Source organism: Ruegeria sp. CDSC045 (genome assembly GCF_059610725.1).
The window spans coordinates 169,604-194,683 of record NZ_JBXWOE010000002.1 but is presented as its reverse complement, the minus strand read 5'-3'; the positions used below and the strand labels follow the sequence as shown (position 1 = coordinate 194,683).

Below are 25,080 nucleotides of genomic sequence, written 5' to 3'. Positions count from 1 at the left end.
GCCCATGCTGTGAGAAGAGCCGCGCCAACAGGAGACTCCTATGACAACCACCCGTTTCGCCCCGTCACCCACCGGTTACATCCATGTGGGCAACCTGCGCACAGCTCTGATGAACTACCTGATTGCCCGCAAGGCTGGCGGCACCTTCATCCTGCGTATCGACGACACAGACCCCGAGCGATCGAAGGAAGAATATGTCGATGCCATCAAGCAGGACCTCGAGTGGCTGGGCCTGCATTGGGACCGGGTCGAACGACAGTCCGAGCGTCTGGACCGCTATGCCGAGGCAGCCGACAAGCTGCGCGAGATGGGCCGGTTCTATGAAGCCTTCGAAACCCCGACCGAGCTGGACCTCAAGCGCAAGAAACAACTGAACATGGGCAAGCCGCCGGTTTATGACCGCGCAGCATTGAACCTTAACGACGCCGAGAAAGACGCGCTGCGGGCAGAACGTGGCAACGGTGTCTGGCGCTTTAGGCTGGATCATGAACGGATCGAGTGGACCGACGGCATTCTAGGCGATATCTCGATTGATGCATCCTCGGTGTCGGATCCGGTACTGATCCGGGGCGACGGTCAGGTTCTGTACACGATTGCGTCGGTGGTCGATGATACCGAAATGGGTGTGACCGACGTGGTGCGTGGCTCGGACCATGTGACCAATACCGCGACGCAGATTCAGATCATCCAAGCGCTGGGCGGTACTTGCCCGCGTTTTGCACATCATTCTCTGCTGACCGGCCCCCAGGGCGAGGCGCTGTCTAAGCGACTGGGCACGCTGGCTCTGCGTGATCTGCGCGAGCAGGGCGTACAGCCGTTAGCATTGCTCAGCTTGATGGCGCGTCTGGGCTCATCCGACCCGGTTGAGTTGCGGACTGAGATGGCCGAGCTGATCGATGGATTTGACATTGGTCGTTTTGGTGCCGCGCCGACCAAGTTTGACGTTCAGGACCTGTTTCCGTTGACGGCAAAACACCTTCAATCTTTGTCATTGGCCGACGTTGCGGATGCTGTGGCAGATGCGGGCGTACCGGCCGAACTGGCCGAACCGTTCTGGGCCATGGCCCGCGAGAACATCACCACTCTGGCAGACCTGAAAGGGTGGTGGGAGCTGTGCCGTAACGGTGCCGAACCACTGATTGCCGATGAAGACCGAGAGTTCATCACCGAGGCCGTGGCGTTGTTGCCAGAAGGCCCGTTCGACGGCGAGACCTGGGGGCAGTGGACCAGCGCGGTGAAAGACGCGACAGGCCGCAAGGGCAAGAGTCTGTTCATGCCTTTACGCAAGGCACTGACAGGGATGGAGCGCGGCCCCGAGATGGCAACCCTGTTGCCCCTTTTGCAGGTGATCCGCGCGCGCGGCTGATCTTAGTGCCTTAGATTGTGATAAGGCGTGGTCTGCTGGCCGCGCCTTTTTTCTATAAGGTCTTTACGATCTGGGCTGCTATTCGCTTCAGCCGATCATCCACAAAACAAGTCTCATCCGGTTTCAATGCCTGGTGGCGCGGATACCGCGGCTCTGCCCGGTCATTCAGGATCGGGGCGTCCCAGCCATCAGTGGTGGCAAAAAAGCGATCGGCGCCCTCGGACCCGAACGCACGCAAATAGCCTTGCACAACCACGTCGATATAGCTCATCAGCAGGGGGTGGCGCCGGCTGGCCGCGGATTGACGGTCATCAGGTACGGCATAAACAGCGATCTCAACCTCGTGTGGCAGAGAATGGGTGACGGCCTTAGTCGCTGGAACGCGGTCGTAGGCCCACTCACGTTGATCCAGCGCGTCCCAGTCATTGCCTGGGACATGGGCAATCATGCCGTCGATTTCAGAAGTGGGATCCGGAATGGCGGTCAAGAAAGCGACCGGGCGCAAATCGGTATGCCGCCAGGCCCGCCGCCATCCCTTCAACTGCGCGGGATGCGGGTCGGGGAAATCGTGGGTCGCGAGGTTCACGAGGCTGCCGTAGCCAAAGAAATAGGGGTCTGCCATGCGGGATCACTTCTGACTGGGAATTGATGTATGTCAAACCGCTTTTTTGCCCAACATGCAATAAGGCAGCATGTTGAACTTAGGGAGGCAAACATGCGGATAACCAAGCGGACAAATATTGCTGTGCGCCTACTGATGTATTGTGCAGCAAATCCAGACAGGTTGGTGACCAAATCCGAGATCGCAAAGACCTGCAATATCTCGGAAAACCACTTGGCACAGGTGATCAACCAACTCAGCCAGTTAGATTATCTGAGCACTCATCGCGGTCGCAATGGTGGTATGGTACTCGCTAGATCTGCTGATCAGATACGGATCGGTTCGGTTTTTCGACATATCGAGGGCGACTTGCCGATTGCCGAGTGCTTTGCGGATGCCGACAATACATGCCCGCTCACCAACGCCTGCCGGCTGCGCCTTGCGCTGCGGGACGCGGCCGAGGTTTTTTATGCCTCGCTGGACGAAATCACGCTGGATTCGCTGGTGTGTGACAATGCAAATCTGCTGACGATTTTGCAGCCCGTCGCCTGCGTCCGATAAACTCAGTCGCTGGCGCGCAAGATGCGCGCCGGGCGAACGGCAAGGGGTTTCAGGGCAAAGATCAACCCCGCGCCCAGCGTGACGATGATCCCGGCCAATACGATGCCGATGGCAGATGGCCAGATGACGTCAAAGCTGGTGTCGAAAATATATGTCGCAACCGCCCAGCCGCCGAGGATGCCCACCATCAGGGCTACAATTCCAGCGGCAGACCCCAGCAGAACAGCCCGAAGGGCAAAGCTGATCAATATGCGCCGTCGGTCGGCACCGATGGTCTTCAGGACTGCGGCCTCGTACCGCCGGGCTGGTTCACCCGCTGCCGCGGCGCCGATCAGGACCAGAAAGCCGGTTAGCAGCGATACACCAGCCCCATAAGACGTCGCAGCGGCCAACCCGGCCAGCAGACCCGAGACCCGGTCAATCGCATCGCGGACACGGATTGCGGTGATATTGGGGAATTTACCCGCCAGATCACGAAGGATCGCGGCTTCGGCCTGCTCTTCGGCATAGACGGTGGCAATGAAGCTATGCGGTGCGCCGGCCAGGGCCGACGGATTCATGGACATGATGAAACCCATCCCGGCGGTCGAGAAATCCACCTCGCGCAACGAGGTGAGCTCTGCGGTGATGTCGCGCCCCAATATGTTGATGGTCAGTTGGTCACCCAGCTTCAGGCCCATCTCTTCGGCCTCTTCAGCGGCAAAGCTGACCTGAGGCGTTCCGGAATAGTCTTCGGACCACCATTCCCCGGCGGTGACCCGTGCGTTCGAGGGCGGGGCGTCGGAATAGGTGACCCCGCGGTCGCCTTCCAGTACCCAGTGGTCCCCGGCGACCTCAATCGCGGGCTGCCCGTTAATCTGCGTGATGATCCCACGCAGCATGGGCGCGCTTTGGATCCGGCTTACGGCAGGGTCGTTTTCCAGCCGTTCGGTAAAGCCAGGCATCTGCTCTTTCTGGATATCGACGAAGAAATAAGAAGGGGCGACATCGGGCAGGTTTCCTGAAATCGCGTTTCGCAGCGTGCCGTCGATCTGCCCGACTGCGGCCAGAACCGACAGGCCCAGCCCCAGCGACAGGACAACCGATGCGGCTCCTTCGCGTGGGTCGGAAATGGCTGACAGGGCCCATCGCAGGGGCGGATTCCCTCGGGCGGGTTTTGTGGTCAAGCGTGCCAGTTTGCGGATTGCCAGCGCCGCCACCGAAAGCAGAACCAACGCTCCGGCCAACCCGCCGCTGGTCCAAAGGGTCAGGCGCGCCGATCCGCTGAAAAAGGCAGCTGCGCCGATCAGCGCCGCAAGCCCGATGCCTGTCGCTAGGATGTATTTTGCACGGGGCAGGAAGCGCGCCGAAGACAGCGCATCGCGAAACAGGGTCGCTGCGCGGACTTCTTCAGTACGGGCAAGGGGCCAGAGTGTGAATAAAAAGGCGGTGAGCACGCCGTAAAGCGCGGCTTCAGCCAGAGGCTGCGGATAGAACGAGAACACTGCGGGCACAGGCAGGCGAGTTTCGATCAGCGGCGCAAGCAGCAGAGGCACCGATCCACCCAATATGATGCCCAGAAAAATCCCGATGCCAGAGAGAATACCGATCTGGATCAGATAAGTCTGAAACACGGTCGCCCGATCGGCACCCAAAGTACGCAAGGTAGCAATGGTTTCAGTCTTTTGCGCCAGATAGGCGCGCACCGCTGCAGATACGCCGATGCCGCCAACAGCCAGCCCGGATAGTCCAACCAGAACCAGAAAAGCGCTGAGCCGGGCAACAAATTCTGAAATGCCGGGGGCACCGTTCCGTGCATCGGTCCACCGCATTCCGCTGCCTTCAAGGGCTTCGCTTGCCTGCGCCGAAAGAGCTGTAAGATCAGACCCCGGCGGCAGATCCAGACGGTATTTGGTGGAAAACAGAGTACCCGGTGCCAATAATCCGGAATTCAGCAAGTCCTGTGTGCGGATCAGCGTGCGCGGACCCAATCCAAACCCGTCTGCCGCCCCGTCCGGTTCGTGGATCAGGGCTGCCATCAGGACAAATTCCTGAGTTCCAAGTGAAAACCGATCCCCAACCGATAGCTGAAGCCGGTCGATCAGAGCAGGAGCCATTACGGCACCGGGCGCCCCTTGCTGGCCTATAAAGGCGTCACGCAGGGGCATCTGAGGCTCTAGTATTGGCTTGCCCAACAATGGATAGGAGTCGTCAACGGATTTGACCTGCGTAAGCGCCCGCTGTGGGTCACTATTCTGCTGCGCGACTGCCATTGACCGAAAATCGACGACTTCGGAGATGGCTAAGGCCGCGTCGTTCATCCATGCACGCTCAGCCTCATCCGCAAAGCGATAGGTGAATTCCAGCTGTGCATCCCCGCCCAGCAGAGCCGCGCCTTCTTGCGTCAGTCCGGTTTGGATGGCGTGGCGGACCGAACCCACAGCGGCAATGGCAGCGACCCCAAGTGCAAGACAAGCCAGAAACACCCGAAAACCGCGCAGACCTCCGCGCAGTTCCCGCCGCGCCAGCCGCCCGGCCATCCGCAGGCTCATTCGGCAGCCTCTTGCCTTGTGTCATCGGCAATCCTTCCATCGCGCAGCCGGACAACACGGTCACATCTGCGCGCAAGGCTGTGGCTATGGGTCACCAGAACCAAAGTAGCACCATGCCTGTCGCGCAGGCCAAGCAGCAGATCAATGATGGCGGCTCCGTTTGTTTCGTCCAGATTGCCGGTAGGCTCATCCGCCAGCAGGATCTGTGGTCGCGGGGCAGAGGCACGGGCGAGCGCGACGCGCTGCTGCTCTCCACCGGAGAGCTGCGCCGGATAATGGTCGCGTCGATGCGTCAGCCCTACGGACTCCAATTCGGCTTCGGCCCGTTGAAAGGCATCTTTGTGGCCGGCCAACTCCAGCGGTGTGGCCACGTTCTCAAGGGCAGTCATCGTGTGGATCAGGTGGAAATTCTGAAATACAACGCCCATGCTGTTGCGTCGGAACCGCGCGAGCTCGTCTTCGTTCATGCGGGTCAGATTTTGCCCGAGTGCGGTTACCTGGCCGCCCGTCGCCTGTTCCAGCCCGCCCATCAGCATTAGTAACGACGATTTTCCTGACCCGGACGGCCCAATCAGACCCAGTGTCTCGCCCTTGTGTACGGAAAGCGTGATGTCGTGCAGGATATCTACCTGACCGGCATTGCCATCCAGCGATAAAGCGGCATTTTCAAGCGATAGAACAGTTGCGATCATGGGTTGGTCCGAACCGAGGTAATCAAATGGGATATGGAGCAGTTGAGATGTTGCGCAAGGCTTTGATGCCGGTGCTTATCACGTGTTGCGGCTTTGCGGCCACAGCAGAAACCGTAGTGATTGCAGCTCTCGGGGATTCTTTGACTCAAGGGTACGGCCTGCCCGAGCAAGACGGATTTGTTCCGCAGCTGGATCGTTGGTTGAAAGATCACGGAGCGGATGTGCGCCTGATCAATGCGGGTGTATCCGGGGACACCACCGCCGGAGGGGCGGCACGTGTGGACTGGACACTGACGCCCGACGTGGATGGGATGATCGTCGCATTGGGCGGGAACGATCTGTTGCGAGGGCTTGATCCGGCAGTTGCACGCGCAAATCTTGAGACGATCCTGAAAGCAGCAGATGGCGCTGAGGTCGCCGTATTGTTGGTCGGGATGCAGGCGCCGGGGAATTACGGCCCAGATTACAAAGCCGCATTTGATGCGATCTACCCCGATCTGGCGGATCGATATCAGACTGGATATGCGCCAAGTTTTTTCACAGGTTTGACTGCGGCAGGAAACCCCGAAGAAGTACGGGAACACATGCAGGCAGATGGCATCCATCCCAACGCCAGTGGTGTGGCCCTCATCGTTGAAGACCTTGGACCAAAGGTTTTGGAACTTGTGAAATCAGCGGAAGATTGATCAGACGACCGTCACAACTGTTCCAATCGGCACCCGCTGGTACAGGTCGATGACATGCGTGTTCAGCATGCGTATACATCCGTTCGAGGCCGCACGGCCTATGGTCTGCGGCTGAGTGGTCCCGTGAATTCGGAAATAAGTGTCAACGCCGTTCTGGAACAGATAAAGCGCCCGTGCACCTAACGGATTGCCGTCACCGCCAGGCTGCACATAGTCGTTATCCTTGAAACGAGCATATGTAATTGGCTCACGCTCGATCATTTCATTGGTGGGGCGCCAGGTGGGCCACTCCTTTTTGACGTCTATGGTCGCTGTTCCGGTGAACTCCAGCCCGGCTTTGCCCACCCCGCACCCGTAACGGATTGCCTTGCGAGGTTCTGTTACGAAGTACAGATAGAACGAGCGTGGAACCACCAGAAGCTGGCCTGGCAGGAATTGCTTTTTGATTCGAACAAATTGTGGAGTGGGGTCGTATTCGACGGCTTTCTTTGCCGACGCGGCGGTCGAAACAAGGCTTGCTGCTGCTGTTGCAGTCAGGAATGTACGGCGTGTCAACATATCAGCTCTCTTCAATACAACAGAAAAATCATGACCATAGTGTCCGGATGATATCCGATCCGGTCAATCGTCGGGGAAGAGTAACTGAATTGTGATGTAATCGCCGGGACACACTTTTACAGGTGGTCGCTCAGGCACAAATAGAAAAGGGCAGAGGAAAACCCTGCCCTTACAGCGGCTTACGCCAGCTGGATGTCGTCGGCGCTTTCGCGACCGTCACGACCCGAGCGCAGCTCGTACGTGACTTTCTGGTTGTCGGCCAGACCGGTCAGGCCCGAGCGTTCGACGGCCGAGATGTGAACGAAGATGTCTTTGCCGCCATCTTCGGGTGCAATAAAGCCGTAGCCTTTGGTGGTGTTGAACCATTTTACGGTGCCTGAAGGCATATCCGTGTTCTCCTTATCTGGTGCTGCCCACGGAGTTGCGACAGCCTGGCGTCGTCGTCTGTATCGATAGACTGAACGCCGTAGAAGGAGACAGTGGGTCGAAATAGAAAAACGGTAGCACTCTGAGTATGCCAGTTCAGACGAGATGTGACAAGCCGGATTTGCAATCCTGAACGGCTGAAACTAGCGCCAGGCATCAGAATCTACGCATCAGAATATCCTGAAACAATCTATACAATGTATGAGGTTAGACTGAATTTTTTGGATCCACGAACGCCCGGAAGAACGTCACTCGCCAGACCGTCCGAGGATCACTTTGCGAGCGGCAATTTGCCCACGATCTCGTTCATTTCGGGCGAGGCCACAAAACATCTGGGAAGCTGGGAAATCACTTCGTCAATCGGATCGTAGATTTGGCTCGCGGCCTTTCGCAGATCTTCCGGAATATCTTTTTCAGCCCGTTCACGCCGCGGAGCCGGTACAAATTTCAATCCGGTAAATTCAGAGATTTCGTCCTGATATTCCCACAACGCATCGTAGTGAACGCACAATACCGGGATGTCGTCATAAGTGACCCATTCCTTGATCTGCCGTGCCTGTTGCAGCACATCCCGTTCGAAAAGCTCGTCATATGTGCCCGTCGCATGCAGATTGTAGAAGTGCTTTTTTATCCACTCAGGGCCATAGCCTTCCATCGCTGTGTAGACTGAAAAGGTAGAGTCCTTTGTCGAGCCAAAGCAAAAGACGACTCGGGTATCTTTTGACCAGTTTGACAAAACCTGCGGAAAATCATGCGTCTTGTAAAGAAACGGCGCCTGGAAGGTGGCGTCGTCCAACCGAGACACGAAACTGGCCTGACCCGAGAGGTTTGGGTCCAGCCTTTCCAGTGCATCGCGCAGCGCATGGTAGGTCATGGTGCTGCCCGACCGGCCATTGCTTGCGACGATCACACAGTAATCTGTCTTGTACATTTGCCGGATGCGCTTGCGCAGCGGCGCGCTGATTTTCAGCGCGCTACGTTGCCATTTTTCCAACCGTCTTTTGAGCTTCCGTCTCATCGCGCAAACTTCTTATGCTTCAACCGCTTCGGCTCCAGCGCGTCTGGTCCCAGACGGCGTTTCTTGTCCTCTTCGTAATCCTCGAAGTTGCCCTCGAACCATTCGACATGGGCATCACCCTCAAACGCCAGGATATGCGTGCAGATCCGGTCGAGGAAGAAGCGGTCGTGGCTGATGACCACGGCGCAGCCGGCGAAATCGACCAGCGCGTCTTCCAGCGCGCGCAGGGTTTCGACGTCCAAATCGTTGGTCGGTTCATCGAGCAGCAGGACGTTGCCGCCCTCTTTCAGTAGGCGGGCCATGTGGACTCGGTTGCGCTCGCCCCCTGACAGCAGAGAGACCTTTTTCTGCTGGTCGCCGCCCTTGAAGTTGAAGGAGGAGCAATAGGCGCGGGAATTGACCTGCGCATCGCCCAACTGAATGATCTCGGCGCCGCCGGTGATCGCTTCCCACACGGTGTCGTTGTCCTTCAGGTCATCGCGGGATTGGTCGACATAGGACAGTTCAACCGTATCGCCAAGCGTGATGGTGCCTGCGTCGGGTTGCTCTTGACTAGTAAGCATCTTGAACAGGGTCGATTTACCGGCGCCGTTGGGCCCGATGACGCCGACAATTCCGCCGGGGGGCAGGGTAAAGTCGAGGTTCTCGATCAGTTGCTTATCGCCCATGTGTTTGGACAGGCCTTCGACCTCGATCACCTTACCGCCAAGGCGCTGGCCGTTGGGGATGACGATCTGTGCGCGGGTCAGCTTTTCGCGCTCGGACTGTTCCGCCAGATCGTTATAGGCGTTGATCCGGGCTTTGGATTTGGCCTGACGGGCCTTCTGGCCTTGGCGCATCCAGTCCAACTCGCGCTGCAGAGTCTTTTGCTTAGACTTGTCCTCGCGGGCTTCCTGCTCCAGCCGTTTGGCCTTTTGTTCCAGCCAGGCGGAATAGTTGCCCTCATACGGCAGACCACGACCCCGGTCGAGTTCGAGGATCCAGCCGGTGATACTGTCGAGGAAATACCGGTCGTGAGTGACGATCAGGATGGTGCCCTTGTAGTCTATCAGGTGCTGTTGCAGCCAGGCGATTGTTTCGGCATCCAGGTGGTTGGTCGGCTCGTCGAGCAGCAGCATGTCGGGCGCTTCGAGCAGCAATTTGCACAGCGCGACGCGGCGTTTTTCACCGCCTGAGAGGTTGGCGATATTGGCATCATCCGGCGGGCAGCGCAGGGCCTCCATGCTGACGTCGATCTGGCTGTCGAGATCCCAAAGGTTCTGGCTGTCGATCTCGTCCTGCAGCTTGGCCATCTCATCCGCGGTTTCGTCTGAGTAGTTCATCGCCAATTCGTTATAGCGGTCGAGGATCGCCTTTTTCTCGGCTACGCCCAGCATGACGTTTTCGCGCACGCTGAGGGTTTCGTCCAGTTTCGGCTCCTGCGGCAGATAACCGACCTTGGCACCTTCGGCCGCCCATGCCTCACCCGTGAAGTCTTTGTCGAGACCGGCCATGATCTTCATCAGCGTCGATTTACCAGCACCGTTGACGCCGACGACACCGATTTTCACGCCGGGCAGGAAGCTCAGGTGGATGTTTTCAAAGCACTTCTTGCCACCGGGATAGGTCTTGGAGACACCCTGCATGTGGTAGACATATTGATAGGCGGCCATGGTGTGTCCTCTGGGTCGGGGAAATTGGGTTGGGCGGTGTGATAGCGAAACGTGGGCGCAGGGGCAATCAGGATCGCATCGCGGGTTTGATTTTGATTGCCTGATACGACGCGCTGTTTTCAAAAGGCGTTGCGTTGAGCTGGCTGGGGTACTAAGCGGTCGCGGAAGATAAATATGAATTGGCAAGCCAGAGTGACGACGCTGGATCGACTTAAAACGGGATTGGCGCTGCTCGCAGCGTTGGGCTTTGTCATTTTGGCAAGTCTGCATCTGACCCGTCCCGTATCTGCAGATTCCGAACCGATTCTGCTTGGCTTTGCCCCCGGTGACATTTGTGGAACCGGTCAACCGAACGGCGATCAAAGCAGGTGCCCGGTTTGCACCTTAGCTGAAAGTGGTGTCACCTTATGTGGCCCTCTCGTGCTTGCGTCCTTGTGCCCTGAGGGTGTGCCGCTTCTTATTCCAGTTCGGGTGGAGTTGGTGCCACGTGGCGCAACAACGGCATATTTTGCGCGTGGACCCCCTTGGATGGTGTGAAGCTTCAATCCGGGTTGACCCCGGACGAAACAGAACGTCAAACAAGGAAATACCTTATGAAACTGGTGAAACTTACATCGGCTGCGATGATCGTGGCTGCAATAGGGACGACTGCGCAAGCGCACGCAACTCTGGAGCAGCAGGAAGCTCAGGTGGGCAGCTTCTACAAGGGGGTGATGCGGGTCGGCCATGGCTGCGAGGGCGAGGCAACGCTAAAGCTGCGCATCGCCATCCCCGAAGGTGTGATTTCGGTCAAGCCGATGCCCAAACCCGGCTGGAAGCTCGAAACCGTCGCGGGTGATTATGCCAACAGCTACGACTACTATGGCACGACCCTGACATCGGGTGTGCAAGAGATTATCTGGACCGGCGAATTGTCGAATGATCATTACGATGAGTTTGTATTCCGGGCCAAGCTGGATGGATCGCTTGCGGCAGAGCAGATGCTGTTTTTCCCGACCATTCAGGAATGTGCCAACGGCAGCCACAATTGGGTGGAAATTCCGGCCGAAGGTCAGGATCCGCATGACTTGGATCATCCCGCGCCGGGCTTGTATCTGCAACCGGAGGGTAAGCATTCGCACTGACCCCGGAATGTTGATCTGATCTTAAGAGCGGCAGGCGTTGGTACTGCCGCTCTTGTATGGCGCGATCGGTGCCTGTAGCTCGGACAGGGATAAAGCGGGAAGACTGGCAATGGCGGATTTGAAGGCCTTGATTTCCGACTGGGCGCAGTCGGGTTGTGTCGAATGGATCGGATTGCGGCCTGCACGACGAGATGAGTTGCAGTTGGTTGAAACTGCGATGATTTCGGCCGACGGTCTCGATGGCGACCGAAGCCGTGCAGGCAAACGGGCCGTGACGCTGATCCAGCAGGAGCATTTAGCGGCGATTGGGTCTTATCTGGGGCAGGGGCCGGTTGCGCCTGAAATACTGCGGCGCAATTTGGTGGTGTCGGGGATCAATCTGGCGGCCCTAAAAGAGCGCGAGGTTCAGGTGGGGGAGGCTGTTTTGCGGTTCACAGTCATCTGCGCCCCTTGCAGCCGGATGGAGGAGGCGCTGAGCAAGGGGGGCTATTCTGCCGTGCGTGGGCATGGCGGGTGGTGTGCCGAGGTTGTTCGGCCCGGGCGGGTGCGGCTTGGTGATGCGGTACAGCCGATTGATTGACAACGCCCTTCAGTTCTGAACATCAGCAAGGGATGCAACGCAGTGACATTCCATATGTGCGGCCCGGGCAGGTCGTGGGGTTGTTCGGGGGGTCATTTGATCCGCCGCATAAGGGCCATGTGCATGTGACACTCGAGGCAATGAAGGCCTTTGGGCTGGATCGGGTGTGGTGGCTGGTCTCTCCGGGCAATCCGTTGAAAGAGCACGGGCCTGCGCCATTGGCGCGGCGGGTGAAGGCAGCGCAAGCTGTGATGCAGCATCCACGTGTCGAGGTGACGGATATCGAGGCCCAGACCGGCACGCGCGCCACGGCAAATACTGTCGCAGCCCTGAAAAAGCTTTATCCGCAGGTCAGGTTTGTCTGGCTGATGGGCGCGGATAACCTGGCGCAATTCCATAAGTGGCAGGATTGGCAGTCGATTATCGAAACCGTACCGGTTGGCGTTGTTGCCCGTCCCGGAGACCGCATCTCTGCACGTATGTCCCCTGCGGCGCGTCGCTATGCCGACTACCGGATTGACGGGCAGGCGCGGCATTTACTCGGCCGGGCACAGGCCCCGGCGTGGTGTTTTGTGAATGTGCCGATGCTGGATGTCAGTTCGACCCAGTTGCGCATTCAGGGGGATTGGGGCAACAAGGTGTTGCCTGAATAGCCCCTGTGGGCCCATAATTCGGATCTCAGGTTGTTTGCCTGTGATCTCTGGGATTTTAATTGACCCATGATTGATCGTTATTCGCGACGAGGATTTATTGCTGGGCTGGGCGCGGCCCTGATGCCTGTAGCCGTTATGGCTGAGGCACCGCTGACGTCACTGAGACCTCAGCTTCGTAATGAGCCGATCGTAGGTGTTGAGCGCTTGGTCGATGCCGCGAACCTGCGCGGCGAGGTCGCCTTTGCCGTAGCGGACGCCAATACTGGCGTTGTGCTTGAGACCTATGGTGGCGACCGGAGCCTTCCTCCGGCGAGCGTTGGCAAGGCTCTGACCGCGCTCTATGCGCTGAATGTGCTGGGTGCCGATTACAGGTTTGAGACTGCATTGGTCGCCGAGGGGCCAATAGAAAACGGCATATTGAACGGCGATCTTGTTCTTGTTGGCGGTGGTGATCCATTGCTGGATACGGATGCGCTGGCCACGATGGCGGCAAACTTGCGCGAGGCCGGAATCACCGAGGTTCGCGGCGCGTTCAAAGTTTATGATGGCGCGTTGCCTTACGTGTTCAGCATTGATCCGGGGCAGCCAGATCATTTGGGGTACAGTCCTGCGATCAGCGGCATTTCTCTGAATTTCAATCGCGTGCATTTCGAGTGGAAAAAGCAGGGCGCCAGCTATGACGTGACCATGGATGCCCGAAGCACGCGCTATACCCCTGCAGTGGAAGTGGCGTCCATGAAGGTCGAGGGCCGCAACCTGCCGATCTATACCTACGAACCCAGCGCCCGTCAGGACCGGTGGACTGTTGCCAAAGGCGCGTTAGGTAGCGATGGGGCGCGGTGGCTGCCTGTCCGCAAGCCCGCGCTTTATGCAGGTGACGTTTTCAGAACATTGGCCCGATCCAACGGAATTGTGCTGGGGCGGACGCAGGTCACGCGGCAGATGCCGAATGGAACGCCTTTGGTCATTCATCAAAGCGACCCGCTCAAGAGCATATTGCAGGGCATGCTGAAATACTCGACCAACCTCACTGCCGAGATGGTAGGGCTCGCTGCCTCGAGGGCGCGCGGTACGCGACCGCAGACTTTGGCGGAGTCAGCCGCCGAGATGAACAGATGGGCCACAGAGACCTATGGTGTGACCGGGGTTGCGATGGTCGATCATTCAGGGCTTGGGGGCGATTCACGCGTAGCGCCCGAGGATTTGGTGGTCGCGCTGCTGGCGGCGCAGAAAGCCGGAGACCTCCGGCCTTTGCTGAAGAAATTTACCCTTGCCGACAGTCAGGGGCGGCCGGTTAAGGATCATCCGATCAGAGTGAATGCGAAAACCGGAACCCTGAACTTTGTCTCGGGCCTGGGTGGGTTCATAACCTCACCGGATGGGGCAGAGCTGGCCTTTGCAATATTCACGGCCGACATAGAGCATCGCGCAACGATCCCCCGAGCGTATCGTGAACGGCCCGAAGGCGGGCGGAGCTGGAATAACAGGTCGCGCAAATTGCAGCGCGCACTGATCGAAAGGTGGGGGAAGCTGGCCGGCAGCAGCTGACGTCAGGTCGTGTGCCGTGCCCGCGCGCCGCGCTCGATGGCAGCAGCATGCAAACGGTCGATGTCCAACTCGTAACGGATTTCCTCGAGCAGCCGCAATTCGGATTCTGCCAGCGTACCATCTGCAGCAGCAACATCACATGCAAGCGCATAGGAGGTTTCGTTCAGGCGTTCGGGCAGGTTGTCGCGGATCAGTCCAAACAGGGCATCCAGGCCATCTTCTTGTTCAAACAGATCGAAGACGATCTGGGAAACGCGATACATCCGGTCGATGTCATATTCTGCAAAGACAGGCAGCATGTTGACCGCGCCCTCGATCTTGACCAGCTCGGCGGTGCGGATGGTCTCATCTGATGCAGAGATCGCAACCATAATCGCCACGAGGCAATCTTGAGGAGACATCGGGTGTGGCACTTGGTTGGTCATAGGGGTGTCCTGATTGAACTGTTCTGATCCCGCACGATAGGTGGGGCAGGGAATAGGTTCAACGGATTTTGGAGCGATAGATCAAAGAATGGGCAAAGGGCCACGTGTTTTCGTCTGCCGCAGTACAAAATTGCTGCGAGTGTCGCGGACTAACCCCGATTTCAACAGCCTTTGCATGATGAACGCCTCAAGATCTTCGGGTGTTTTCGAATAGACTTTCAGAATGAAGTCATGATCCCCGGTGATTGAGGCGCACTCGACAATCTGAGCCTCGGTCTCAACCAGCCGCAAAAACGAAGTGATGCTGTCTTCCTGATGATCGCGCAGCGCAACATGAACATAGGCTATTGCGTTCAGGCCAACGGATTTGGCGGGCACACGAGCGGTATAGCCTGCCACAACCCCGGCAGCTTCGAGATCGCGAACCCGCCGCCAACATTGCGAGGCAGACAGGCCGGTACGATCCGCGAGCTCTTGCATAGACAGACGGCCATCGGTCTGAAGCTCTTGCAGGATGGCGATATCCGCGTTTTGAAGCATTTGCGTCATATCTTTTGAGTTTGTGAGATGTTTCGTTCATATTGTATGATCCTGAAAAACATTCAAATGAAATTTTTCACGATGGCTGGCTATGCTCTTTTCAGGAGGAGCTTCCATGCCAAAGTCGACAAAATACGTCGCCAAGGTGGCCAATGCCAATGGTCACATCACATATACCGACGAAGAGGATGCTGTCTGGGCTGATCTTTATGCCGCTCAGCAAGAGAACGTACAGCGCTATATGGCGCGTGATTATCTTGAGGGGCTGGACCGGCTGGAGCTTCCGAAAACCCGTGTTCCATCATGCGCTGATATTTCTGAGAGGCTTCTGGATATGACAGGCTGGAAAGTGCAGCCTGTACCCGCGCTGATCGGGTTCAAGACCTTCTTTGGCATGTTGGCCGACCGGGTTTTCCCGGCGGCCTCGTTCATCCGGTCCCGCGAGGATTTCGATTACATCGAAGAGCCTGACATCTTTCATGAGATTTTCGGCCATACCCCACTGCTGAGCGATCCGCGATTTGCCGCCTTCAGCCACGCTATCGGATTGGCGGGGGTGCAGGCCGGTGAAAAAGACTATGCCTGGCTGATCCGGCTGTATTGGTTCTCGATCGAATTTGGCCTGCGGCGTCAGGATGGGGTGATCAAGGCGCTGGGATCGGGGCTTGCCTCATCCCCGACCGAACTTGTCTACGCGGTGGAAAGCGAAATACCCGACCGCGATCCCTTTGACGTTCTTACGATCCTGCGCACGCCCTACCGGATTGATATGCACCAGATGGGCTATTTCGTGCTGGACGACCCCGAGGAACTGTTTGCTGCCGCCGATCGGGATTTGCTGGCGGATGTGCATAAGGCGCAATCACTGGGCCTGTTGCCGAATAAGTTTCCCGAAAAGGCAACAGCGGCGGAGTAAGCTGGACATGACCACATCAGAACAAACCTGCACCCTATCGGATCGGACCTGTGCCCCTTGTTCCGGCGGCATTCCAGCTTTGAACCGTGATGCGGCAAGCGCGCATCTGGCCCAGTTGACCCCGGACTGGTCGCTGGATGCGGATGCAAAAACTCTCAGCCGTCATTTCAAATTCAAAGGCTTTGCCAAGGCGATCTATCTGGCAAACCTTTGCGCCTGGCTGGCCGATCAGCAAGGGCATCATCCCGACATCAGATTTGGATGGGGATATGTGGACGTTCTACTGACGACACACGAAATCAGTGGCCTCAGCGAGAATGATTTCATCTGGGCGGCCAAGTTGGATCAGTTGGTCGCCTGATGTCAGCTTCCCGTTAGGAAAAACAGCGTGCTTTATTGACTCATGCTGCACCGGCACAATAGGAGGGGTCGGTCGGCTGCAAACCAAAGCTGACGCTGTTTTTCCGATGGAGCTTGAAGAAAATGTCTGAACTGCGTGAAACCGCGATGTCGTCCAAGGCCTGGCCTTTTGAAGAGGCGCGCCGGTTACTCAAACGCTATCAGAAAGGGGCTCCGGACAAAGGGTATGTGCTGTTTGAGACGGGCTATGGCCCGTCTGGCCTGCCGCATATCGGGACATTTGGCGAGGTGGCGCGGACCACCATGGTCAAGCGCGCGTTTGAGGCGCTGTCGGATATCCCGACCAAGCTGATCTGTTTCTCGGATGATCTGGACGGCATGCGCAAAGTGCCCAGCAATGTGCCCAACCCCGAAGCACTTGCGGAGCATTTGCAGCGTCCTCTGACCTCGGTCCCTGATCCGTTCGGGGAATACCCAAGTTTCGGCGAATATAACAACGCGATGCTGCGCCGGTTCCTTGATACCTTTGGGTTCGAGTATGATTTCTATTCGGCGCGCGACTTTTATCGCTCGGGTCAGTTTGACGAGATTCTGAAGCGGGCGGTCGACAACTATGATGCCGTAATGGCCATCATGTTGAAAAGCCTGCGAGAAGAGCGGCAGCAGACCTATTCGATCTTCCTGCCGATCCACCCCGAAACGGGTCGGGTTCTGTACGTGCCGATGAAAAAGGTCTGCGTCGAGACCTATACCGTCACCTTTGATGACGACGACGGCAAGGAATGGACGCTGCCGGTCACGGGGGGCAACGTAAAGCTGCAATGGAAGCCGGATTTCGGTGCGCGCTGGGCCGCGCTGGGCGTTGATTTTGAAATGTATGGCAAGGAACATGCCACCAACGAAAAGATCTATGACGCGATCTGCCGGGCGTTGGGTGGCCGTGCGCCAGAGCATTTCAGTTATGAGCTGTTTTTGGATGAGAACGGTCAGAAGATTTCGAAATCTTCGGGCAATGGTGTCTCGATCGACGAATGGCTGACCTATGCACCGACTGAGAGTCTTGCGTATTTTATGTATCAAAAGCCCAAGACCGCCAAGCGGATGCATTTTGATGTGATCCCCAAGGCCTATGATGAATATCATCAGCAACTGCGGGCCTATCCGGGGCAAGAGTTGAAGGCGCAGCTGAACAATCCCGTGTGGCATATCCACGGCGGCGATGTTCCTGAATCGACGCTGATGGTGCCGTTTGCGATGCTGTTGAATCTGGCGTCAGTTTCGGGGGCCGAAGACAAAGAAGCGCTGTGGGGCTTCATCCGCCGCTATGCGCCGGAGGCCACGGCTGAGACGCATCCTGATCTGGATCAGGCGGCGGGATTTGCGGTCCGCTACTTTAACGATTTCGTCAAGCCCACCCGCCAGCACCGGGCGCCGACGGATCAAGAGCGCGAAGCGCTGGAGGCGTTGAAAGCAGAGCTGGCGGCATATGACGGACCGATCGAGGATGAGGCGCTGCAATCGGTGGTCTACTCTGTCGGGCGCGAGCGGTTTGACCCTATGCGGGGCTGGTTCACCGCGCTCTACGAGGTGTTGTTGGGCGCATCCCAGGGGCCGCGATTTGGCGGGTTTATCGCGCTTTACGGCGTGCCGGAAACCATTGCGCTGATCGACAAGGCGCTGGCCGGAGAGCTGGTCTGATTTGACCTAATCTCGCGTGGGGCTATCCTTCGATCAGGAGGTGGCACCATGCGTCGTTTATTGCTTGCTGTATCTTTGAGTGCCGGACTGGCATCCGGAGCCTTTGCCCAAAACGCCGAGATCGAGGCGAATATCGCGGGGCAGATACAGGCATTCAAGGCGGATGATTTCGCAACCGCCTTTACCTTTGCCAGCCCCACCATCCAGCGCCTGTTCGGAACGCCCGAGAATTTCGGGGTCATGGTCCGGCGTGGCTATCCAATGGTCTGGCGACCTGCGGATGTGCGGTTTCTGGAACTTCGCGAAATTTCAGGGGCGTTGTGGCAGAAGGTGATGATCACGGATGGCGACGGGCAGGTTCACATTCTGGACTATGAGATGATCCCTCAGGAAGAGGGCTGGAAAATCAATGGCGTGCAGCTTTTGGGCAATTCGGATCCGGCGGCGTAACGCAACACCACCGTCACGGTGATATGAGCGGCGGTTAATTCCTTTTCGATACTCAGACTTTTGCGTTCGGGGTGCGTGGCCCTGGGCACTGGGTTTATGCGCACGGCGACTGACCGCAGCGCGATTGGGAAAGGGATTTCTATGAATAAGGCAATCACTGACGGCATCGTATTCATGCCGCCTGTTTTCGCATCCGGTCTGAACGTGTGGTCGAGCCGCGATGGTACTCCGGGTTCGCCAACCTATGACGGATCGGGGAACGGCGTATATGTCCCGGCCGATGCGGATTTTGGCGGATGTCTGGAAATTCTGAAGGTGAACGCAACACAACAGCTGCGTTATATGGGTCAGACACCGCTGCTGCCGGGATGCTACTTACAGATCAAAGCCCGGATAAAAGCGATTAGCGGCCCCTTGCCCGAGGTTCGTATCGCCGCTTGGGCGGGTGGTGCAGGTGATGTTCAGGTGACGGGCGTGGTCGAGCAAGGCCCGGCAACACAGCTATCTGGCTATGGAACAGTGCACGAAATCACAGCGATTGTGGGCGCGGGGCAACGGACGGGTGTGGATATGTCTTGGGGTGTTTCCGCCCTGTACGGGCATTTCGGGTTGGATATTGAGGGCACCAACGGGGCTGTGGTCCGGGTTGACGACATCGAAATCACGGATGTTACCAATGTGTTCCTGCGCGACATGATCTCTCTGGTCGATGTGCGCGATTTTGGGGCCGTGGGCGATGGCGTGGCAGATGACACGGATGCGTTTGTCGCGGCTGATCAGGCGGCGAATGGGCGGCGTGTTTTTGTCTCGAATGGCACTTACCTTTTGACGGAGAACACGACGATCTCGTCTGAGATTGAATTTGAGGGCACGGTCACGATGCCCGATGACAAGATGCTATTGCTGACCAAGGATTTTAACCTGCCAGCCTATATCACGGCCTTTGGCGCCGAGGATCTGGCGTTCAAAAAGGCCTTTCAGGCTTTGCTGAATAACTCGGATCATGAATCGCTGGATTTGGGTGGGCGTAAGATTTCGGTGAGCGAGCCGATTGATATGGCGGCGGCGGTTCCCAACAAACAGACCGGGTTTTCGACACGGCGGATCATCCGCAATGGCCAGTTCGATGTTCAGAGCAGTTCGGCCTGGGACACCGAGACGTTCACATCTCTGGCAAGCTACAGCCCGTCGGACCCAACGCGTTTGACCAATGTTGCGAATGTGGCCAACATTCCTGTCGGCGCGCTGGTGCAGGGCAGCGGCGTAGGCCGCGAGATCTATGTCCGGTCCAAGGATGAGGGGGCGGGAGAGATCACTTTGAACGCCCCGATCTATAACGCATCCGGGACGCAAACGTTCACCTTTTTGTCTTTCAAATATCTGCTCGATTTCAGCGGTTTCAGCACGTTGCGCAAGTTCGGAATGGAAGAGATCGAGTTTCAATGCAATGGCCGCTGTAGCGCAATCCGCCTTGCGCCGTCAGGCAGCACATTTGCCATAACGAACTGTTTTATCAGCCGACCTTTGGATCGTGGTATCACCTCGATCGGTACAGGGTGTCAGGGCATGTTGGTCGATAATTGTCAGTTCCTGTCTTCTGAAGAGTCCTTTGACGTCTCGGATCGCAAGTCGATTGCGTTGAACTCAACGGCCAATGACATCAAGTTGCGCCACAATCGCGCGGTTCGTTTCCTGCATTTTGCGGTGCTGGCAGGGACCAACAACATGGTCCTGGGTAACCATTTTTTCCAGGGAGACAGCATCGCTCAGGGGGTGCGCTCGGCCGGTTTGGTCATGATCGGAACTTACAACAGCTCGACCATCGCCGAGAACTATGTCGATAACTGTTTTGTCGAATGGACAAATGAGCGGGATTCAGACCCTGTTTACACCGCTGGCTTCTCATTCAGCGCCATGAGCATTACCGACAATATCTTCTACTCGAACGAGGTCGCACCCTGGTTCAGCAGCATTGTCATTCGTCCCTATGGCGCCGGGCATTTCCTGAACGGCGTTGTCGTGACGGGGAACAAATTCCGGTCCATCAACGGTGGGATCGACCGGGCCGAACGCGTGGACACGACATTCGCTGATCTGAACAACACAGCCCATTTGAACGTGACGTTTGAAAACAATACGTTCCATGGTGTCACTGCTAAAACCGCAAATCCACTGAGAGTACGGCACGCACAGAACACCGCTGCAACGGCTTGGACGGTGTCTTCTGAGGATCGGTTGCCCTTTGGTGGCAAGGCGCGCAGTTGTGACTCGGTTACCGTTCTGGGGCCTTTGAAGACAGCGCTTGGGTCAACCAAATATTTGCACCCCTATGTCCTGCTGGAGCACGGGGTGGATGGATCTGATATCCAGTTACGCTGGCCTGAGGGTCTGAAGGGCGAGGTTTCAGCAATCCTGAGGATGGAGCGCTGACGGTGCGGGCGTCTGCCTGAATTAATGTAGGAACGGATTGGACTTAGAATTCGTTCCACAAAGCCAGTTTGATGCCCGTGTTTTTGCGGGCATCGTTTCTTTCCACCCCCAGAACCCAGGTAGTAGAACTGTCTTTGGTTCGGATCATGACCGAGGGGCGTGCCTTCCAATATATTGAGTGCCCAGACCTGTAGGCCGTTTCGATTTGGATTAGGGGATTGATCAACCTGTCCGATGAAAGCCCTGTTGTCAGGTCGAGCTTTCGATAGATGTCATCATGTGTTCGGTTTTCGATGGCGGCATCAATCGCGATCCAACCGCTTCCCAAGGCGCTCTGGAATCCTTTGCCGTAAGACAGCGTCACTTTGTACTGTGCCCAAGCCCGTTCTTGTTTGTGATATGCACCGGCACCAAATTCAGCAGCGAACCGACCCCATTGGCCCAAATCCGCTACTGGGACACGGGCAAAGATAAGTGCATGGCCATAGAGGTCTTGGTTTTGTTCGAAATCAAAGCCGACCGTCAGGTTCTGGCTGTATCCCCATTCCGCATAGAGAGAGGTTTTATAGTCGTACCCATCCTCAGGGAGCCGAAAAGCTGTCAGTGAGGCAGCTGTGAATGCTGCATCCTTTTCTCGCAGCCATGCACCTGACCAGGCAGGAGAGGCCATCAGCAACAGGTGCAATATCAGGGCAAAGCGATACATGCTTGCAGCTTCCGTCAGCATGGTTAACGGAGTGTTAGTGTTTTGTTCATTTTGAACTGAAAAGAGCGCGCCTAGGCCAAAAGGAAACACAAGACCTTTCAGAATCCTGTGTTAGGTTTGAGACAAACAAGGGAGTTTCAAGATGCCAAAGATTTCCAAAAACGCTACTGTGCAGACCGTAATCACAACATTTGAAATGACGCCTGGCACCTGCCAGGATCTGCTTGAGGCGTTGACGGATGCCTATGCCAGCTTCATCTCAAAGCAACCTGGATTTGTTGCAGCGGGATTGCACGTGAATGACGCCCAGACCCGGATTGCCAATTATTCGCAATGGGAGCGTCGCGAGGATTTTCTGGCCATGCTGCGTACGTCAGAAATGCGTGATAGAAACCGTAAAATCAACGAGCTGTGCAAGAGTTTTGAGCCCGTCATGTACGATGTTGCGGAAACCTTCAACTGATCCTGACCTGGATCAAGGTCACGCGTCTGGTAATCGACCAGTATACTTGAGCAACCAAGGAGGCGCGTGCCATGTATCACAATATTCTTGTACCAATTTCATTCGACGACGCGCGTGATATGCCGTCCGCATTGAAACTGGCGCAACTGTTGGCGGCACCCGAGTCGCAGGTCACGTTGCTGCACGTGGTCGAACATATACCGGCCTATGCCAGCGCTTATATGCCGGTCGGGTATCTGGACGAGGCGCGCAAGGCCGTTCAAGCCGAGTTGGATGCGCTGGCAGAAAATATTTCGGGCGCCCGCGGAGTCGTTGTCGAGGGGCATTCCGGTCGGACGATCCTTGACTGGGCCGACGTGAATAAGCCGGATCTGATCATCATCGCGTCTCATCGACCAGGTATGCAGGATTTGCTTTTGGGCTCCACCGCTACCCATGTTGTCCGCCACGCTGCATGCTCAGTGCACGTGGTGCGTTAGGTCTCTGCCAGATCACAAGCGAGCAGCCAAGAATTTGGCGGTCTGTCTTGTTTGCTTGGTCCAGGCTCGTAGAGCGTCCTGCATCGTGACAGAGTTTCACAGATATGTTTGTCCCTTAGGTATCGGCATCCCACGGATACTGGTGTATTGATCGGGAATGCAGCCAGAAAAGACCACTCCCAAGGCGCTGTTCACGGATCCGAAATCGGCCAAACGTGTTCAACGCGCCGAAGCTCTGCGCCGGCGCGCATTGTCACCGGTGCGGATTCTGCTGATGGTCCTCATGTTGCCGCTGACGACAGGCATCATTGCCCTGAGCGTCTGGTTGCGCACTTCCGAATTCGAGCGTGATGAGGCGGTTTTACATCTTGTTGCCCTTGCCGGATGTGGCGCTGCGCTCTCGGTTCTTCCTGGTCCGTTTCTGGAGGGCGAGCCGGGTTATCACCTGCAAAACGATCCCGATCAGGATGGTGTGGCCTGTGGAGTGATTGCCCCGAATGCAGAACAAAGCGCTGCCCCTCAAAAACGCGTTGGCAATGCCAAATTCGTGAGGCCCTGACAGGTGGGTAAGGACTTCGGAACAAAGAGGCTGAGCCGATGACGCGAGCAGAGTTCAACAGTTTCTGCGCGGGCCTGAAGGCCAGCTCTCATGTGGTTCAATGGGGCAATGCAGACGTGTGGAAAGTGGGGGGCAAGGTGTTTGCGATCTGCGGCTGGAACGACGGTCAGGACGCCTTCACCTTCAAAGCCACTGAACTGGCCTTTGAGGTGCTGAGCGACGAACCCGGAATTCGCCCTGCGCCATATCTGGCCTCGCGCGGGATGAAATGGCTGCAGGTCTATGAGGACCGCGGGATGAGCGACACGTCGCTGCGCGAGCATATCGTGACGTCCTATGATCTGGTCGTGGCCAAGCTGACCAAGAAGATGCGGGCGGAACTGGGCGTATAGGAATAGGTAATCCCATCCGCCACCCAGCCCATTTCACCTTTACTCACTTGCGCCAATAGTTGTTCGCTGCCGCCACGGTCTGGTAATTTGTCGCCACGACATGCGACACCATAGTCAGGCTGTCCGCATCGTTTTCGTAGATCGGCCTCAGGCGCTGACGAATCTCGTCATTGGGCTGCGTCTTCTTAACCGCCATCCGTGATAGTTTGATTGCCAGGTCAAATCCCTCCTCGGGTGTCTCGGTGATGAGCGTTGGTAGCCAGGACATGTGTCGTCTCCTATATCGCGTACAATAATATCGAGCACGATATAAACTACCTTGTGGGCGTGGGTCAATGAATTATATCGTGCACGATATAAGCGAGCGAAGGTGCTGCCGTGACAGATTCTCCGACCCAACCGAAGACCGACGAGATGTTTTGCCATGCGGTTTATACGTCGTGGCATGTGATCAACCGCGCTTATAAGAGACACCTCGGCCCGCTAGGGCTGACCTATCCGCAATACATCACCCTGACCCTGCTGTGGCAGAGAGACCGGCGAAATGTCAGTGAGTTGGCCAACGCGTTGTCGATGGAAACCAGCACGCTGACCCCGCTGCTGAAACGCCTTGAGGCCGACGGGCTTGTCGACCGAACCCGTAGCAAAGAGGACGAACGCCAGGTTGTTGTTTCTCTGACCGGGGCGGGATCGGCCTTGCGGTCTGTGGCGCATGAGATCACCGCCTGCATGATCGCCGATACCGGGCTGGACGAACCTGACCTAGACCGCCTTTTGAATACGCTGGAGAAGCTGAAAGCTGGCTTGTCACAGGCCGGCAATTAGTACAGGCCGCAAACACGGTGAACGGCGCTTTGGTAGTTCGGGTTCGATCTGGCTGCGGCTGTGGAATCACAATATGTGAATTCAGATGTCGAGCCTTCCGCGCTGGGCAGCAACTCTGGCGTGTCAGTGGCCCAAATACAGTGAGGCGTATGGTTGAAAATGGCCACAAATCACGCGTATCAATGTGAGATTTCGGGCTGCCGTGCTAGGTTGCGTGCGGCGGGGTCGTTCCGACCGCGCCACATGGCGATATCGCCGGACGAGGGAGGAAGATCATGTTCGCACGTATTACTCAATTCAAGATGAAGCCCGGCACGCGTGAGGCGGCGACGGCGAAAATGAACGCATTGAAATCAGAAATCATGGGCATGCCCGGCATGCACAGCTTTACCAATGTGATGAACGAGGACGGGTCGGGCTATGTGATCTCGGTTGTCGAGAGCGAGGAGACCTCAAACGCAAACGCACCCAAAGTGGCCGAGCTGTGGGGCCATTTCGCCGAGTTCATGGAAGGCCCACCGACGCCGGTTGGGTATGATGTGATTGCCCATTGGGATAAGGGGTAAGGTATCGGGCGGGATATTCCCGCCCTTTTTTTGCAAAAGAACCTGTGCCAGATTCTCGGCCAGCACCACACGGATGCCGCGCACCCGGTGAATGGCGCTTTGGTCCTCATGGGTACTGGGCAGGGTGTGGGAGGTTGTCATGGCAACAGGTTGGGATCACAATTCGTGATTTCAAACGTGGAGGAGAGGGCGCTAGGCTGTAAGTTTGAAGTGCGGGTACCTTGAATTGCGAACGTGTTGGGTAGTGCTTTCACCCATATTTGGTTGGCAATCCG

29 protein-coding genes are annotated in these 25,080 nt (G+C 56.9%); 18 read left to right on the top strand and 11 right to left on the bottom strand.

What is annotated here, in order from left to right; all coding sequences use genetic code 11:
- The first annotated feature begins 40 nt into the window (after positions 1–40).
- Positions 41–1,366: a glutamate--tRNA ligase gene (gltX, locus tag AC2FH6_RS06090; RefSeq protein WP_496701702.1), complete on the top strand. Its 1,326-nt coding sequence runs from the start codon at positions 41–43 to the stop codon at positions 1,364–1,366.
- A gap of 52 nt (positions 1,367–1,418) precedes the next feature.
- On the opposite strand, the gene AC2FH6_RS06085 is transcribed toward gltX, so the two are convergent.
- Positions 1,419–1,988, bottom strand: coding sequence for a gamma-glutamylcyclotransferase family protein (locus tag AC2FH6_RS06085; RefSeq protein WP_142635620.1), 570 nt, complete (start codon positions 1,986–1,988; stop codon positions 1,419–1,421).
- Positions 1,989–2,081: 93 nt separating this feature from the next.
- Here AC2FH6_RS06085 and AC2FH6_RS06080 point away from each other — a divergent pair, with 93 nt between their 5' ends.
- Entirely contained in the window at positions 2,082–2,528 is a 447-nt protein-coding gene (locus AC2FH6_RS06080) for an RrF2 family transcriptional regulator (protein WP_496691756.1), read from the top strand.
- Positions 2,529–2,530: 2 nt separating this feature from the next.
- On the opposite strand, the gene AC2FH6_RS06075 is transcribed toward AC2FH6_RS06080, so the two are convergent.
- Positions 2,531–5,059, bottom strand: a complete 2,529-nt coding sequence (locus AC2FH6_RS06075; RefSeq protein ID WP_496691755.1) for an ABC transporter permease — start codon at positions 5,057–5,059, stop codon at positions 2,531–2,533.
- Positions 5,056–5,751, bottom strand: a complete 696-nt coding sequence (locus AC2FH6_RS06070) for an ABC transporter ATP-binding protein (protein WP_496701700.1) — start codon at positions 5,749–5,751, stop codon at positions 5,056–5,058. The genes AC2FH6_RS06075 and AC2FH6_RS06070 overlap by 4 nt, the downstream gene beginning before the upstream one ends.
- Positions 5,752–5,777: 26 nt before the next feature.
- Here AC2FH6_RS06070 and AC2FH6_RS06065 point away from each other — a divergent pair, with 26 nt between their 5' ends.
- Positions 5,778–6,437 carry an arylesterase gene (locus AC2FH6_RS06065; RefSeq protein ID WP_425595584.1) on the top strand — a complete coding sequence of 220 codons (660 nt, stop codon included), beginning with the start codon at positions 5,778–5,780 and terminating at the stop codon, positions 6,435–6,437.
- On the opposite strand, the gene AC2FH6_RS06060 is transcribed toward AC2FH6_RS06065, so the two are convergent.
- The 4 genes from AC2FH6_RS06060 to ettA form a co-directional block, all read right to left on the bottom strand.
- Positions 6,438–6,995 carry a L,D-transpeptidase gene (locus AC2FH6_RS06060; RefSeq protein WP_142635628.1) on the bottom strand — a complete coding sequence of 186 codons (558 nt, stop codon included), beginning with the start codon at positions 6,993–6,995 and terminating at the stop codon, positions 6,438–6,440.
- A gap of 179 nt (positions 6,996–7,174) precedes the next feature.
- A complete protein-coding gene (locus tag AC2FH6_RS06055) occupies positions 7,175–7,381 on the bottom strand; it encodes a cold-shock protein (RefSeq protein WP_142635630.1) in 207 nt (68 codons plus the stop codon).
- A 311-nt stretch (positions 7,382–7,692) separates the two neighbouring features.
- Positions 7,693–8,439 carry a hypothetical protein gene (locus AC2FH6_RS06050; RefSeq protein ID WP_142635632.1) on the bottom strand — a complete coding sequence of 249 codons (747 nt, stop codon included), beginning with the start codon at positions 8,437–8,439 and terminating at the stop codon, positions 7,693–7,695.
- Complete coding sequence (gene ettA / locus AC2FH6_RS06045; protein ID WP_496691753.1) at positions 8,436–10,091, bottom strand: energy-dependent translational throttle protein EttA; 1,656 nt, start codon at positions 10,089–10,091, stop codon at positions 8,436–8,438. The genes AC2FH6_RS06050 and ettA overlap by 4 nt, the downstream gene beginning before the upstream one ends.
- A gap of 593 nt (positions 10,092–10,684) precedes the next feature.
- Between ettA and AC2FH6_RS06040 the strand changes: the two genes are divergently transcribed.
- The 4 genes from AC2FH6_RS06040 to dacB all read left to right on the top strand — a co-directional run bounded on the left by AC2FH6_RS06040 (position 10,685) and on the right by dacB (position 13,996).
- The gene (locus AC2FH6_RS06040) at positions 10,685–11,215 is read left to right on the top strand and encodes a YcnI family copper-binding membrane protein (RefSeq protein WP_496700828.1); all 531 of its coding nucleotides are present in this window, start codon (positions 10,685–10,687) and stop codon (positions 11,213–11,215) included.
- 109 nt (positions 11,216–11,324) lie between these two features.
- On the top strand, positions 11,325–11,795 hold the full coding sequence (locus tag AC2FH6_RS06035) for an MOSC domain-containing protein (protein WP_496700827.1): 471 nt from the start codon (positions 11,325–11,327) through the stop codon (positions 11,793–11,795).
- Between the two features lie 32 nt (positions 11,796–11,827).
- Positions 11,828–12,448: a nicotinate-nucleotide adenylyltransferase gene (locus AC2FH6_RS06030; RefSeq protein ID WP_496700825.1), complete on the top strand. Its 621-nt coding sequence runs from the start codon at positions 11,828–11,830 to the stop codon at positions 12,446–12,448.
- Between the two features lie 66 nt (positions 12,449–12,514).
- Positions 12,515–13,996 (top strand): D-alanyl-D-alanine carboxypeptidase/D-alanyl-D-alanine endopeptidase, encoded by a 1,482-nt coding sequence (dacB, locus tag AC2FH6_RS06025; protein ID WP_496701697.1) that lies wholly within the window; start codon positions 12,515–12,517, stop codon positions 13,994–13,996.
- A 2-nt stretch (positions 13,997–13,998) separates the two neighbouring features.
- Here the strand turns inward: dacB and AC2FH6_RS06020 are convergent, their stop codons facing one another.
- On the bottom strand, positions 13,999–14,421 hold the full coding sequence (locus AC2FH6_RS06020) for a tellurite resistance TerB family protein (RefSeq protein ID WP_142635642.1): 423 nt from the start codon (positions 14,419–14,421) through the stop codon (positions 13,999–14,001).
- 81 nt (positions 14,422–14,502) lie between these two features.
- Positions 14,503–14,961, bottom strand: coding sequence for an Lrp/AsnC family transcriptional regulator (locus AC2FH6_RS06015; protein ID WP_142635958.1), 459 nt, complete (start codon positions 14,959–14,961; stop codon positions 14,503–14,505).
- 115 nt (positions 14,962–15,076) lie between these two features.
- Here AC2FH6_RS06015 and phhA point away from each other — a divergent pair, with 115 nt between their 5' ends.
- The 5 genes from phhA (at position 15,077) to AC2FH6_RS05990 (ending at position 20,815) form a co-directional block, all read left to right on the top strand.
- Complete coding sequence (phhA, locus tag AC2FH6_RS06010) at positions 15,077–15,877, top strand: phenylalanine 4-monooxygenase (RefSeq protein ID WP_496701696.1); 801 nt, start codon at positions 15,077–15,079, stop codon at positions 15,875–15,877.
- Between the two features lie 7 nt (positions 15,878–15,884).
- Positions 15,885–16,238: a 4a-hydroxytetrahydrobiopterin dehydratase gene (locus AC2FH6_RS06005; protein WP_496701694.1), complete on the top strand. Its 354-nt coding sequence runs from the start codon at positions 15,885–15,887 to the stop codon at positions 16,236–16,238.
- A gap of 122 nt (positions 16,239–16,360) precedes the next feature.
- On the top strand, positions 16,361–17,935 hold the full coding sequence (locus AC2FH6_RS06000) for a lysine--tRNA ligase (RefSeq protein WP_496701692.1): 1,575 nt from the start codon (positions 16,361–16,363) through the stop codon (positions 17,933–17,935).
- A gap of 48 nt (positions 17,936–17,983) precedes the next feature.
- The gene (locus AC2FH6_RS05995; RefSeq protein ID WP_271948323.1) at positions 17,984–18,385 is read left to right on the top strand and encodes a DUF4864 domain-containing protein; all 402 of its coding nucleotides are present in this window, start codon (positions 17,984–17,986) and stop codon (positions 18,383–18,385) included.
- Between the two features lie 141 nt (positions 18,386–18,526).
- Positions 18,527–20,815, top strand: coding sequence for a glycosyl hydrolase family 28-related protein (locus AC2FH6_RS05990; RefSeq protein WP_496701690.1), 2,289 nt, complete (start codon positions 18,527–18,529; stop codon positions 20,813–20,815).
- A gap of 43 nt (positions 20,816–20,858) precedes the next feature.
- Here AC2FH6_RS05990 and AC2FH6_RS05985 read toward each other — a convergent pair whose 3' ends face one another.
- Positions 20,859–21,521, bottom strand: a complete 663-nt coding sequence (locus AC2FH6_RS05985) for a hypothetical protein (RefSeq protein ID WP_496701688.1) — start codon at positions 21,519–21,521, stop codon at positions 20,859–20,861.
- 142 nt (positions 21,522–21,663) lie between these two features.
- Between AC2FH6_RS05985 and AC2FH6_RS05980 the strand changes: the two genes are divergently transcribed.
- The 4 genes from AC2FH6_RS05980 to AC2FH6_RS05965 all read left to right on the top strand — a co-directional run bounded on the left by AC2FH6_RS05980 (position 21,664) and on the right by AC2FH6_RS05965 (position 23,414).
- Complete coding sequence (locus AC2FH6_RS05980) at positions 21,664–21,984, top strand: antibiotic biosynthesis monooxygenase family protein (RefSeq protein ID WP_142635654.1); 321 nt, start codon at positions 21,664–21,666, stop codon at positions 21,982–21,984.
- Positions 21,985–22,055: 71 nt separating this feature from the next.
- Positions 22,056–22,463 carry a universal stress protein gene (locus AC2FH6_RS05975; protein WP_496688893.1) on the top strand — a complete coding sequence of 136 codons (408 nt, stop codon included), beginning with the start codon at positions 22,056–22,058 and terminating at the stop codon, positions 22,461–22,463.
- A 157-nt stretch (positions 22,464–22,620) separates the two neighbouring features.
- Positions 22,621–23,022 (top strand): excalibur calcium-binding domain-containing protein, encoded by a 402-nt coding sequence (locus AC2FH6_RS05970; protein WP_246097187.1) that lies wholly within the window; start codon positions 22,621–22,623, stop codon positions 23,020–23,022.
- 38 nt (positions 23,023–23,060) lie between these two features.
- A complete protein-coding gene (locus AC2FH6_RS05965) occupies positions 23,061–23,414 on the top strand; it encodes an MmcQ/YjbR family DNA-binding protein (RefSeq protein ID WP_142635658.1) in 354 nt (117 codons plus the stop codon).
- Positions 23,415–23,457: 43 nt separating this feature from the next.
- On the opposite strand, the gene AC2FH6_RS05960 is transcribed toward AC2FH6_RS05965, so the two are convergent.
- A complete protein-coding gene (locus tag AC2FH6_RS05960; protein ID WP_142635660.1) occupies positions 23,458–23,682 on the bottom strand; it encodes a hexameric tyrosine-coordinated heme protein in 225 nt (74 codons plus the stop codon).
- Positions 23,683–23,792: 110 nt separating this feature from the next.
- Here AC2FH6_RS05960 and AC2FH6_RS05955 point away from each other — a divergent pair, with 110 nt between their 5' ends.
- On the top strand, positions 23,793–24,239 hold the full coding sequence (locus AC2FH6_RS05955; protein WP_271948315.1) for a MarR family winged helix-turn-helix transcriptional regulator: 447 nt from the start codon (positions 23,793–23,795) through the stop codon (positions 24,237–24,239).
- 275 nt (positions 24,240–24,514) lie between these two features.
- Positions 24,515–24,805: an antibiotic biosynthesis monooxygenase family protein gene (locus AC2FH6_RS05950; RefSeq protein ID WP_496701686.1), complete on the top strand. Its 291-nt coding sequence runs from the start codon at positions 24,515–24,517 to the stop codon at positions 24,803–24,805.
- Positions 24,806–25,080 lie beyond the last annotated feature (275 nt).